Raw genomic sequence first — 12,260 nt, 5'->3', positions numbered from 1 at the left:
AACGAAGGCGGCCCGCAAGGTCGCCTTCCGTCGATATAGATGAAGAATTCATGCATCCGATTTCGTGCTATTATATTAATCTCGCACGCTCGGCACTCCGGCGCCAACATATGGAACAGCAGTTCGAACAGCTTGGCGTGAATGCGATCAGAGTCGAGGCCGTCGACGGCAAAACACTCGCCTCGGCCGACATACCGCCCCTATCGACCCGGGCGAAAGAGAAATGGCACATGACGATGCCCGAGATCGCCTGCTTGCTTAGCCATAGAAAAGTCTGGCGTATGATCTGCGCGTCTCATCACGAATACAGCATAGTCCTCGAGGACGACGTCAAGTTATCAACCGATATTGGTCAGTTTTTAAACAGCGACGCATGGATCCCGAAAAATGTCGCATGTATCAAGATCGATACCTCCGAAGTCACTGCGCTTCACGCAAATTTTCGAACTATCTCGCCGGAAGGGTTCCGACTATCCCGACCGGTGTCCGACCTGCACAGTACAGCAGGTTATCTGATTTCAAGACAACGTGCCGAAAGGTTGCTATCAGAAACACGAACCGTCACAGCACCGGTCGACAGACAGATGTTCAGCGTCGAAGACCCGGACTTTCTTGGTCTCGACTATCGCCAACTGCATCCTGCGGTTTGCACGCAATCAAGCCACGCAGTCGTATCGGGATTTCTTCCCAAAGCCGCTGCAAAAACGACCATTCCCCGCGCCGAGCCGGTCAGACCGGCAGCGAAGATACGGATGCCTTTCGGGTGGAATAAAATCAAGCGCGAACTCTTGCGGCCGTTTCGCCGTTTGGCGGCGAAGCTGCGAATTTTGGGGCGCTTCGTGTATTCCCGACTATGGCAAAGGGCCGTGATCGTGCCGGTACATTTCAGTGAGAACCCGCGCTTGGGGGAATAAGCTGCATCACCCTCAAATACGCTGATACATAGTGGAACTCATCCACCATAGCGCGGGACCGGGGATACACCCGACCCGAAACCTCATCGCATGAAAGTGTAGTGCCCCGGATCAAGTCTGGGGCGGATGCTGCTTTGATGATTGCACCGGCCGCCCCGTAATCAACCGGGCCCCCTTCGAATACGTCACATACGACCAAAACCAGCTGACCGCCACTATCAGGGGCTGCCGCACACCGATCAGAAAATAGATATGGGCGACCCCCCATAGCCACCAGGCGACAAAGCCCGACAGCTTCACCCGGCCAAAATCGATCACCGCGGCATGACGGCCAATCGTCGCCAGATTGCCCACATGGCGATACCGAAACGGCCCCGGACGCGCGCGCCCCGCCACCTGTGCCGCAATCACATCCGCCACATAGGCTCCTGCCTGCTTCGCCGCAGGCGCAATGCCCGGCACATCCTTGCCATCCGCCCATGGCATCTTCGCGGCATCCCCGATCACGAACACGTCCGGATGCCCCGGCACCGTCAAATCCGGCCCAACCATAGCGCGCCCTGCCCGGTCGATCTCAACACCCAGCCAAGCCTCCAGATGCTTCACCGCGACACCCGCACCCCAAATCACCGTCGCTGACGGCACAAATCCGTCCGAGGTCTGCACACCCTCCGTTGAGATATCCTCTACCGTTACCCCGGTCCAAACCTCGACCCCCAGCTTCTCCAACGAAGCGCGTGCCTTGGCAGACAAATCCTCGGGAAACGGCGACAACACCCTGTCCCCGGCCTCCACCAAAATCACCCGCGCATCGCGTGACCGGATGCGGCGGAAATCGCGGGCGAGCGTGAAATGCGCCAATTCCGCGATCGCGCCCGCCATTTCGACCCCCGTCGGCCCCGCCCCAACCACGACAAAGGTCAACTCGCGCGCCTGCGCCTCCGGGTCCTGTGCCAACTCGGCGCGTTCAAAGGCCATCAGAATGCGACGACGGATTTCGGTCGCATCCACCAACCGCTTCAGCCCCGGCGCATGTTCTTCCCAATGATCATTGCCGAAATAGGCATGCTGCGCGCCGGTCGCGACGATCAGATGATCATAGTCGATCGGGCCAGCGGCACTTAGCACTTGCTGCGCCTCCAGATCGACACCCTGCACCTCAGCCAAGGTCACAGCCACATTCTTCTGCCGGGAAAAGATGCTGCGAATGGGCCAGGCGATGTCTGCAGGCGATAGATCGGCGGTCGCCACCTGATACAGAAGCGGCTGAAACAGATGATAGTTCCGGCGATCCACAATCTCGATATCGACCGGTGCGCGCTTCAATGCCTTCGCAGCGGCCAAGCCGCCAAATCCTGCACCGATGATAACGACTTTCGGTCGTGCCATGACAAACACCTCCACCTCTCTACATCAGGCGAATGCGGGGTGGTTACAAGGCCCCGCGACATCCGTTCCCTTGGCGCGGCCCGCCCAAAAAGTTAGAACCGCACCATGCCCTACGAATGGTCGCCTGAACCCACCGCGCAAACGCATGACTGGCAGCTCAGTCTCTGGCCCTATCGTTCGCTGCTGCGCAAAGACTTTGTGCTGTTCATGGGCGCGACGGCGGCGCTTGTGTCGCTGCCGCTGATCACACTTCTCGGAACCGCGATCCTCTGGGGCCTCCTGCCCTTCTTTTTGTTGATGATCGGCGGCCTCTGGTTCGCCCTCGATGTCAGTTACAAGCGGGGCGAAGTGCTCGAAGAACTGACGGTGGACGAAACCAAGGCCCACCTGACCCGTCACAACCCCAAAGGCGACACGCAGGAGTGGGAGGCCAACAGGTACTGGATCACCGTCCACCTGCACCCCAAGGGCGGGCCGGTCGAAAACTACATCACCCTGCGGGGCGGTGACCGCGAGGTCGAAATCGGCGCTTTCCTCGACGCAGGCGAAAGGTTGGCGCTTTATGATGACCTAAAACGGGCGCTGCGGGGCTAGGCCCACTCACCCCACGTTCTCCTCCAAATGCGCAATCGAGGTCGTCCCCGGGATCACGATGATATTCGGCGACCGGTTCAGCAGCCAGTCCAAAGCTGCCCGCGCGGGCAGTTTCGCCCCCTGCTGCATCGGATGCGCGCCCAACGGACCATAGGGAATGAATGCGATCCCCTTTGCAGCCGTGAAATCGACAAGATCGCCCTGCCCGTCCTCGGCCATGTTGAACCGGTTCTGAACCGATACGATCGGGGCCACATCCAACGCACGATCCAGTTGATCGCGTGTGACGTTCGACAGCCCGATATGGGCGATCCGACCCTCGGCCTGCGCCTCGGCCAAAGCGGCAATGGATTTTTCGATCGGCACTTCCGGATCCACCCGATGCAACTGAAACAGGTCCACCTGGTCCCGCCGCAGATTGATCAGCGCATCATCCACCTGCCGCAGCAGCGTGTCGCGTGATCCGTCCACCTTCATCTCGGTCGGGCTGAGCTTATCGATCCCGCCCTTCGTCGCCAGAAACACATCGCGGCCTTCCAGCGCCTCGCCCACGATCCGATCCGCAGTCTGCGGTCCATAGGACCGGGCGGTGTCGAAAAACTGGACACCCAGATCCGCCGCACGGCGCAAGAGCGCCACCCCCTGATCCCAGTCTTCATAAGGGCCGAAATTGCCGGGCTGTCCGGTCAAACGCATCGCGCCATAGCCCATCCGGTTCACTGTGCGGCCATCGGAAAAGGTAAAGGTCTCCATCGTCTTGCTCCTCGTCATTGCGATGGGTGGTAAGATGACCCTGTTCCATCTCATACGGTAGACGGATAAGCTGCACTTCAGCTATACACCTGCCGTATGAGCAACCCGATTGACCGCCTGACTCTCCTCAGCAACTTCACCCGCATCGCGGCCCGCGGGTCGATCAGTGCCGCGGCACGGGATCAGGATATCTCGCAGGCTTCCGCCAGTCGGCAACTCGCTACACTAGAGGCGCAACTTGGCATCCCGTTGATCCGCCGCAGCACTCATGCGCTCGCCCTGACCGAAGCGGGGCAGACCTGCCTGCAAGACGCCTATTTGCTGTTGGCCGCGTGGGATCGCCTCGTGGAAAAGATGCGCGATGATGACGTCAGCGGGCCGCTCAAGGTTGTGGCGCCTGTCGCCTTGGGTCAGATGCATCTGGCCCGCGCGGCAATCGCCTTTCAAGAGGCGCATCCCCAAGTCCGCTTAAGCTGGCTTCTGGATGATAACCCGATCCGTTTCACTGAGATCGGCTGCGATCTCTGGATCAGGATCGGCCCGGTGCCGGACGACACTTTAGTCCTGCAAACATTGGGAAAAATCGAACGGCTTGTCGTCGCAGCGCCTGCATTGCTAAAGGGCAAAACGATCCGCGCGCCTGCGGACCTCGACGCGCTGCCCTGCGCTGCCATAACGCCGTTCGACGGCGCGCGCATCCGGTTGGAACACATTGATCAGCCCGCCGTTACGGTCATCCCACCCATCGCGATCACAACCGACAATATCTTCCTCGCCCAGCAGGCGGCACTGTCCGGTATCGGCTTTGCGGTGATGCCGAAATGGCTGGTGGCCGATGCGCTCGCGGCGGGGGCGTTGATCGACGTCCTACCCCATTGGCGGGCGGAAAGCCTGCCGCTCAACCTCGCCTTTATTGCGGCACCGCGACAGACCAAGCGCTTTGATCTTTTTCGGACAGCAATGGTGCATGCAGTCGCCGATATCGATGGGATCGGGCCGCGTTAACCTTTCAAAGCTCTTACCGGACCGCACGCGAAGGTCCGATGGAATTCCGATGGTTTTCCGACAGAATTCCGATCGCGAAAACGGACGTTTTCAGCCGTTAACCAAGTTTGGATTTGACCAGCGGACCAGCCTTCCCAAAATCCATCTGGCCGGTGTATTTCTCCTTAAGAACACCCATCACCTTGCCCATGTCCCGAATGCTCTCGGCCCCGACCGTGGCAATGGCATCATCCACGGCTTGCGCGGCTTCGTCCTCGCTCAGCTGCTTGGGCAGAAATTCCTCTATCACCTTGATTTCAAGGCGTTCTTTCTCGGCCAGTTCCAACCGCCCGCCCTCTTCGTAGGCGCGGGCGCTTTCCTGGCGCTGCTTGACCATCCGACTCATGATCGCGGTCACGTCGGCATCGGAAACACCAGCGTCCTCTTCTCCGCCGCGCATCGCGATATCCTTGTCTTTTATGGCCGCGTTGATCAGCCGCAAGGTCGACAAACGGTCCGCCTCTTTCGACCGCATCGCATCCTTCAGGGCCGCATTGACCCGCTCGCGCATTTCCATGAAATTGTCCCGTTCTGACCCGATCTCAGGCAGTCAGCCTAGCGGTTGCGGCGCCATGTGACAAGGCGGGGTCGCGTAACGTCATGGCCCTTATTTCCAAGGCTTGACCACACCGTCATGGCCCCTTAAACCCGGCCCAATTTGGCCGCAGCGGGGAAAGAAAAATGGCGCAGAAACCAACGGCATGTCTGGCACTGGCGGATGGCACGCTTTTCTACGGCAACGGCTTTGGCGCGACCGGCGAAACCGTGGCAGAGCTTTGTTTCAACACCGCGATGACAGGCTACCAAGAAATCATGACCGACCCCTCGTATGCGGGCCAGGTCGTGACCTTCACCTTCCCCCATATCGGCAACACGGGCGTCAATCCGGAAGATGACGAAACCACCGATCCTTTCGCGGCGGGTATGGTCGTCAAATGGGATCCGACACTGGCGTCGAACTGGCGCGCGACGGAAGAGCTGACGACGTGGCTGGCCAGCCGCAACCGCATCGGCATGGGCGGCGTCGACACCCGCAGGCTGACACGCGCCATCCGGCAGCAGGGGGCCCCTCACGTCGCGCTGTCCCACGACCCCGAAGGCAATTTCGATATCGAGGCGCTGGTCGCCAAAGCCCGGGCATTTCAAGGGCTTGAGGGGCTCGATCTGGCTAAGGACGTCACCTGCGCCCAATCCTATCGCTGGAACGAAATGCGATGGGCCTGGCCCGATGGATATCCCAAACAGGACGATCCGAAACACAAAGTCGTCGCCATTGACTACGGGGCCAAACGCAACATCCTGCGTTGCCTGGCCAGTGCGGGTTGCGACGTTACGGTCCTGCCCGCGACCGCGACTGCGGATGAGGTCATGGCGCACGATCCCGATGGTCTGTTTCTCTCCAACGGCCCCGGTGACCCGGCGGCGACAGGCGCTTATGCGGTGCCGATGATCAAAGAGGTTTTACGCAAAGATATCCCCGTTTTCGGCATCTGCCTTGGTCACCAGATGCTTGCGCTGGCGTTGGGTGCAAAAACGATCAAGATGAACCACGGCCATCACGGCGCAAACCACCCCGTAAAGGACATGGAAACCGGAAAAGTCGAAATCACGTCGATGAATCACGGGTTTACGGTCGACAGCCAGACTCTGCCCGACGGTGTCGCCGAAACACATGTATCGCTTTTCGACGGATCGAATTGCGGTATCCGACTAAAGGACAAGCCAGTTTTCAGCGTGCAATACCACCCCGAGGCAAGCCCCGGCCCGCAGGACAGCTATTATCTGTTCGAAAGGTTCTCGCAGGCGATGGCCGATCAAAGCAATCCCTAGGCGAAACATAGGCTTAACCGGCCATTAACCCCGTTCCGCCATGGTCTCGAACGACGTGGCGAGGGTGAAATGCAACTGATCAGCACGGACAACAAGGCAGCGGGCGAAGGTGGGCCACAAGACCCGCTCAGCCGCGGGCTTTTGCAAGGGGCCCATATCTCGTACGACATGGCCTGCGCAGCCGAGCACGATGCCGGCAAACGCGGCGTATCGCTTGCCGACATTTACTGTCGCCGTTTCGGTGTTTCACAGCTTTCCATCGCCACGATCCTGGCAGAGCAAGCGGGCGCGCAACGGATCGATCCGACCTGCCAACCGCCCGACATCGCCCTGATCCGGCGGTTCGGGGCGCAGCACTGTCTGCGGACGGGATTGATGCCATGGCGGCAGATCGGCGGCACGACCATCATCCTCACCACCCGGCCAGAGAAATTCGTCAATTTCGAACCAGAGTTGCAGGCCTGTTTCGGGCGGCACCGGATGGCGCTGACGACCGAAGAGCAGTTGATCCGGACAATCAATGCGCTTTGCGGTCCGACACTGGTCGACAAGGCAGAGGCGCGGACCGCCCCGACCGAAAGCTGTCGCAGCTGGAACCATCGCAGGGCCGCTTTCGTCGGCGCCATTGTCGTTGCCCTGTCGGCGGTGACGATGTGGCAGGCCCCCGCGGCCTTGTTTGGCGCACTTGCCCTTTGGACCATCCTGATCCTCGCCTGCGACACGGCGCTCAAGGCTACGATCATTTGGATGAGCCTGCGAAAACCACCGCCACAACAACACGATGTCACACCGGTTCGGCTGCCCGTCATCACGATGCTGGTGCCGCTTTACAACGAAACCGCTATCGCGGACCATTTGCTCACCCGGCTAAAGGCGCTCGACTATCCGCGTGAATTGCTGGACGTGATCATCGTTCTGGAATCCGACGATGTGACGACCCGAACGACATTGGGCAGGACGATCCTGCCCACGTGGATGCGGCCGGTTGTCGTACCCAAGGGCACCATAAAAACCAAACCGCGCGCCATGAATTATGCGCTTGATTTCGCGCGCGGCAGCATCATCGGAATCTGGGACGCCGAAGATGCGCCAGCACCGGATCAGTTGCACAAGGTCGCACATCACTTTGCCAATGCCGGACCCCAGACCGCATGTCTTCAGGGAACGCTTGATTACTACAACAGCCGCGTGAACTGGCTTACCCGTTGTTTCAGCCTTGAATACGCCACCTGGTTTCGGGTGGTGCTGCCGGGATTGCAGCGGCTTGGCCTGGTCATCCCCCTGGGTGGCACGACCCTGTTTTTCCGGCGCGATGTATTGGAGAAACTCGGCGGTTGGGATGCCCACAACGTCACCGAAGACGCCGACCTTGGGGTGCGGCTTGCCCGTCACGGCTATCGGACCGCATTGATCGACACCACGACCGAGGAAGAGGCGAACGGGCGCACTTGGCCATGGATCAAACAACGGTCACGCTGGTTGAAAGGCTATGCGATCACCTATGGTGTGCATATGCGCAATCCTTACAAGCTATGGCGGGATCTGGGCGCGTGGCGCTTTTGGGGACTGCAATTATTACTGCTGGGCACGTTGTCGCAATTCCTGCTCGCCCCGCTCTTGTGGAGCTTTTGGATCATCCCGTTCGGTGTGCAACATCCGCTCGGAAATATGGTGCCGAAGGGCATATTTTGGGCGATCGTCGGGTTGTTCGTCGTGTCTGAACTGGTGCGCTTTGCCTGCGCCGCGATTGGCGCCCGCAAGGCGGGAAAGTCATGGCTGATCCCATGGGCGCTCAGCCTGCAATTCTATTTTCCGCTCGCTGCAATCGCAGCGTACAAAGGCATCTATGAATTGGCGGCGCGGCCGTTCTATTGGGACAAGACGGCACACGGGGTCTTGCTACCCAAAGGTTGGCGCAATCATTCCGCCGCTTCGACCGCCGCTGCGTCCAGTTTCAGGCGGGTCACAAACGCCTCAGAGATGTGATCGCGCAACGCCTGGTCGGCCGCATCGCCATCCCCGGCCTCGATCGCGGTGACAATCTTGGCATGTTCTTCCAACGTACCTTCGCCACGACCCTCCGCCGCAAGCGATGTCGTGGCGAGAAGCGCCATGGACCGGTGAACAAGATCAAGCTGCTGCACGAGAAAACGATTATGGGACGCGAGGTGAATCTGCTTGTGAAACCGGCGGTTTGCACGGCTCAGTGCCGCGGGGTCGTCCACCAGCTTGCGATCATCCTCCAGCATGTCGCGCAGCACTTTCACCTCTTCCGGCGTCGCGTGGCGGGCGGCAAGTCGGGCGGCCAGCCCTTCAAGCTCGCCGCGCACCACGTAAAGTTCGGATAATTGCGAATGATCCAGCGAGGCGACGATCAGCGACCGCCCGTCGCGGGTCAAAAGCGATTGCGTCTCAAGCCGCTGCAGGGCCTCACGGATGGGCGTGCGAGACACGCCAAAGCGCTCGGCCAATTCGCTTTCGACCAGCCTGTCACCGGGCGTGTAGACGTGGCTATCGATCGCCTCGAGGATAAGGGCATAGGCGTCTTTTTGGGAATTGCGCTGGTCTTGCATGGGTTGCTTTCTGTTAACCTCTTGATCTTACGCCTGTCCCGGCTGGTGGATCAAGCCAAAGACATTGCGCACGGCCCCGCCCACACCTAGGGTCCGGCCATGGTCGCGCAGCATTTCGTACATATCGACACCTGGGTTTTCGACCTCGACAACACGCTCTATCCGCCCTCGGCGGACCTGTTCGGGCTGATGGATATTCGGTTTGCCGCCTATGTCATGCGACTGACCGGGCTGGATGAACCTGGCGCGCGGCGGCTTGCCATCGACTATTGGGAAACGCATGGATCCACGCTTGCCGGGCTAATGGTCGAACACGATATCGACCCGCATGACTTTCTGGCCGACGTGCATGATATCGATATCTCGCACCTGGCCCCCGATCCGCATTTGATCAATGCAATCAAAGCCCTACCAGGCCGCCGCATCGTGTATACCAACGGATCGGAAAATCACGCGAAACGGGTTCTCGCCGCGCGTGGCCTGACGCGGTTGTTCGATGCAGTCTACGGGGTCGAACACGCCGCGTTCAAACCGAAACCGACGCAGGATGCCTTTTCCGCCGTGTTTACAAAAGACGGCGTCGTCACGAAAAAGGCCGCCATGTTCGAGGATGAGGCGCGCAATCTCGCCGTGCCGTTTGCCATGGGCATGCGCACAGTGCATGTGCATCCTGTCGGCGCGTATGACGACCATATCCACCATCACACCGATGATCTCGCGGCTTTCTTGTCGCAGGCCGTGCGCTAGACCTTTTCCACGGCAATAGACCCGCTTATGTCGTTGATATGCAACGGACCAAGACCGATATTCTGATCTCTGGCGGCGGTGTCGCCGGGTTGACCGCCGCAGCGGCGTTTGGGGCTGCGGGGTTCGATGTAGTCATCGTCGATCCGACGCCGCCGGTGATGGAACGGGATGCAGACGGGGCGGATCTGCGCACGACGGCGTTCCTGCAACCTGCGCAGAGATTTCTTGAAACCGCCGGTTTGTGGCCGCGTCTTGCCAAACATGCGACACCTTTGCAAGTCATGCGTATGATGGATGCGGCGGCAAACCCGCCAGTCATCCGCGACTTCAACGCCAGCGATATCTCGGACAAGCCCTTTGGCTGGAATCTGCCCAACTGGCTGCTCCGTCGCGAGATGGTCGGGCGGTTGGATGCGTTGCGGAACGTCGATTTTCGCCCCGGCGTCGGTTTTTCGGCCATGCTGCCCCGGCTTGAGACGGCTATCGTGACGCTGACCGATGGCAGCCGAATACAGACCCGTTTGGTGATCGGCGCCGATGGGCGATCATCGCCGGTGCGGCAGGCCGCCGGTATTGGGGTGCGCACCCGACGTTACGGGCAAAAAGCGGTCACCTGCGCCCTCACACACGATGCGCCGCATCAAAACATCTCGACCGAAATTCACAATTCCGGCGGTCCGTTCACGCTGGTGCCCCTGCCCGATTACAACGGCGAGCCCTGTTCCGCCCTTGTCTGGATGGAACATGGGGCCGAGGCGCAGCGTTTGGCTGCCCTACCGGATGAAGACTTTGAAGCCGCGGCCAACGAACGCGCGGCCTATCATTACGGGCCATTGAAACTGGCCAGCAAGCGCACCATTTGGCCGATCATCAGCCAAACCGCAAAGGCGCTGACTGCGCAACGTACAGCTCTGGTCGCCGAGGCGGCGCATGTGATGCCACCAATCGGCGCGCAGGGCCTGAACATGTCATTGAAAGACCTGGCGACGCTATTGGAATTGGCACAAAACGACCCGGCCGGACTGGGGAATGAAAAGATGCTGAGCGCCTATGAACGCGCGCGTCGTGCCGATATCGCACTGCGGGTCACCGGGATCGATGTGCTGAACCGAACCTCTATCGCCGGCCATCCATTCATGCAGGAACTCCGGTCGCGGGGCATAACCGCCCTGCATGACATCGCCCCAATCCGACGCGCCGTGATGCAGCTGGGGCTTGGCGCAAAAGGCTAGAGCAGCCGATCCAGCACCGGCAACAACCGCGCCAGCGTTGCATCGACATCATACAGCTTGTCCAACCCGAACAGACCCAACCGGAACGTACGGAAATCATCGGGCTCGTCGCATTGCAGGGGTACACCTGCTGCAATCTGCATGCCCTCGGCCGCGAATTTCGACCCGTTCTGGATATCCGGGTCATCGGTATAACTGACCACGACGCCGGGCGCACCGAACCCTTCCGCCGCGACCGACCGAATGCCCTTGTCTTTCAGTGCCTTGCGCACCGCATCGCCCAGTTTCCACTGCGCCTCTTTCAGTGCCGCGAACCCGAATTCCCGCGTTTCCAGCATCGTGTCACGGAAGGCCAACAGCCCGTCGGTCGGCATCGTCGCATGATAGGCGTGGCCCCCATTTTCATAGGTCTGCATGATGTTGTGCCACTTTTTCAGGTCGACGGTGAAAGAATTCGACGTCGTCGCCGCCAACCTTTCTGCCGCACGGTCAGACATCATGACCAACCCGGCCGATGGCGTCGACGACCACCCCTTTTGCGGGGCCGAGATCAGAACGTCCACGCCGGTTGCCTTCATATCTACCCAGGCACAGCCGGACGCGATGCAATCCAGCACCATCAGCGCGCCGACCTCATGTGCGGCCGAGGCTAACGCCGTTACGTATTCATCCGGCAGGATGATCCCGGCGGATGTCTCCACGTGCGGCGCGAACACCACATCGGGTTTCGCATCCTTGATCGCCGCGACGACATCCTCGATCGGGGCGGGCGCAAAGGGCGCGCGCGTATCGTTGCCCGCCTGCCGCGCCTTCATGACCGTCGTCTTTGCAGTGAACTGGCCTGCATCGAAAATCTGCGTCCAACGGAACGAAAACCAGCCATTACGGACGATAAAGGCATGCGCATCCCGCCCGAATTGACGGGCGACGGCCTCCATCCCATAGGTGCCGCCACCAGGGATCAACGCCACGTGATCGGCTTTATAGACCTCTTTCAGCATCCCGGAGATGTCGTTCATCACCCCCTGAAATCGTTTGGACATATGGTTCAGTGATCGGTCGGTGAACACGACCGAAAACTCCATCAGGCCATCCGGATCAACCGTTGAAAAACCACCGTCATGCATTGCCACTCTCCCCAGATCAGAGGCTTGCAGCGTATCGGATCATGGCAGGGAAACAAA

The 12,260-nt window shown here is 59.9% G+C and carries 12 protein-coding genes; 7 read left to right on the top strand and 5 right to left on the bottom strand.

Annotated elements, in window-relative coordinates:
- Positions 1-50 precede the first annotated feature (50 nt).
- A complete protein-coding gene (locus tag V8J85_RS01400; RefSeq protein ID WP_339951484.1) occupies positions 51-914 on the top strand; it encodes a glycosyltransferase family 25 protein in 864 nt (287 codons plus the stop codon).
- A 111-nt stretch (positions 915-1,025) separates the two neighbouring features.
- Here the strand turns inward: V8J85_RS01400 and V8J85_RS01395 are convergent, their stop codons facing one another.
- Positions 1,026-2,303 carry an NAD(P)/FAD-dependent oxidoreductase gene (locus V8J85_RS01395; protein WP_339951482.1) on the bottom strand — a complete coding sequence of 426 codons (1,278 nt, stop codon included), beginning with the start codon at positions 2,301-2,303 and terminating at the stop codon, positions 1,026-1,028.
- A gap of 105 nt (positions 2,304-2,408) precedes the next feature.
- Between V8J85_RS01395 and V8J85_RS01390 the strand changes: the two genes are divergently transcribed.
- A complete protein-coding gene (locus V8J85_RS01390) occupies positions 2,409-2,897 on the top strand; it encodes a DUF2244 domain-containing protein (protein WP_339951480.1) in 489 nt (162 codons plus the stop codon).
- Between the two features lie 6 nt (positions 2,898-2,903).
- On the opposite strand, the gene V8J85_RS01385 is transcribed toward V8J85_RS01390, so the two are convergent.
- Positions 2,904-3,650: an aldo/keto reductase gene (locus tag V8J85_RS01385; RefSeq protein WP_339951478.1), complete on the bottom strand. Its 747-nt coding sequence runs from the start codon at positions 3,648-3,650 to the stop codon at positions 2,904-2,906.
- Between the two features lie 96 nt (positions 3,651-3,746).
- Here V8J85_RS01385 and V8J85_RS01380 point away from each other — a divergent pair, with 96 nt between their 5' ends.
- Positions 3,747-4,655 carry a LysR family transcriptional regulator gene (locus V8J85_RS01380; RefSeq protein ID WP_339951476.1) on the top strand — a complete coding sequence of 303 codons (909 nt, stop codon included), beginning with the start codon at positions 3,747-3,749 and terminating at the stop codon, positions 4,653-4,655.
- A 97-nt stretch (positions 4,656-4,752) separates the two neighbouring features.
- Here the strand turns inward: V8J85_RS01380 and V8J85_RS01375 are convergent, their stop codons facing one another.
- Entirely contained in the window at positions 4,753-5,211 is a 459-nt protein-coding gene (locus V8J85_RS01375) for a GatB/YqeY domain-containing protein (protein WP_339951474.1), read from the bottom strand.
- 164 nt (positions 5,212-5,375) lie between these two features.
- Between V8J85_RS01375 and carA the strand changes: the two genes are divergently transcribed.
- Both carA and V8J85_RS01365 read left to right on the top strand, forming a co-directional pair.
- Positions 5,376-6,524 carry a glutamine-hydrolyzing carbamoyl-phosphate synthase small subunit gene (gene carA / locus V8J85_RS01370; RefSeq protein WP_339951472.1) on the top strand — a complete coding sequence of 383 codons (1,149 nt, stop codon included), beginning with the start codon at positions 5,376-5,378 and terminating at the stop codon, positions 6,522-6,524.
- Between the two features lie 69 nt (positions 6,525-6,593).
- On the top strand, positions 6,594-8,510 hold the full coding sequence (locus tag V8J85_RS01365) for a glycosyltransferase family 2 protein (RefSeq protein ID WP_339951470.1): 1,917 nt from the start codon (positions 6,594-6,596) through the stop codon (positions 8,508-8,510).
- Here the strand turns inward: V8J85_RS01365 and V8J85_RS01360 are convergent.
- Complete coding sequence (locus V8J85_RS01360; protein WP_339951468.1) at positions 8,444-9,097, bottom strand: GntR family transcriptional regulator; 654 nt, start codon at positions 9,095-9,097, stop codon at positions 8,444-8,446. The two genes, V8J85_RS01365 and V8J85_RS01360, sit on opposite strands and share 67 nt — an antisense overlap.
- Positions 9,098-9,196: 99 nt before the next feature.
- On the opposite strand from V8J85_RS01360, the gene V8J85_RS01355 reads away from it, so the two are divergent.
- Positions 9,197-9,844 (top strand): pyrimidine 5'-nucleotidase, encoded by a 648-nt coding sequence (locus V8J85_RS01355; protein ID WP_339951466.1) that lies wholly within the window; start codon positions 9,197-9,199, stop codon positions 9,842-9,844.
- Positions 9,845-9,882: 38 nt separating this feature from the next.
- On the top strand, positions 9,883-11,076 hold the full coding sequence (locus tag V8J85_RS01350; protein ID WP_339951464.1) for a UbiH/UbiF family hydroxylase: 1,194 nt from the start codon (positions 9,883-9,885) through the stop codon (positions 11,074-11,076).
- On the opposite strand, the gene V8J85_RS01345 is transcribed toward V8J85_RS01350, so the two are convergent.
- A complete protein-coding gene (locus V8J85_RS01345) occupies positions 11,073-12,203 on the bottom strand; it encodes an aminotransferase class V-fold PLP-dependent enzyme (protein WP_339951462.1) in 1,131 nt (376 codons plus the stop codon). The genes V8J85_RS01350 and V8J85_RS01345 overlap by 4 nt on opposite strands.
- Between the last annotated feature and the right edge of the window lie 57 nt (positions 12,204-12,260).

Origin of the sequence: Yoonia sp. 2307UL14-13, from assembly GCF_037572755.1 — a bacterium.
GTDB lineage: Bacteria > Pseudomonadota > Alphaproteobacteria > Rhodobacterales > Rhodobacteraceae > Yoonia.
Note: the sequence above shows the minus strand (reverse complement) of the source record. Positions and strands in the feature narration are given on the sequence as shown.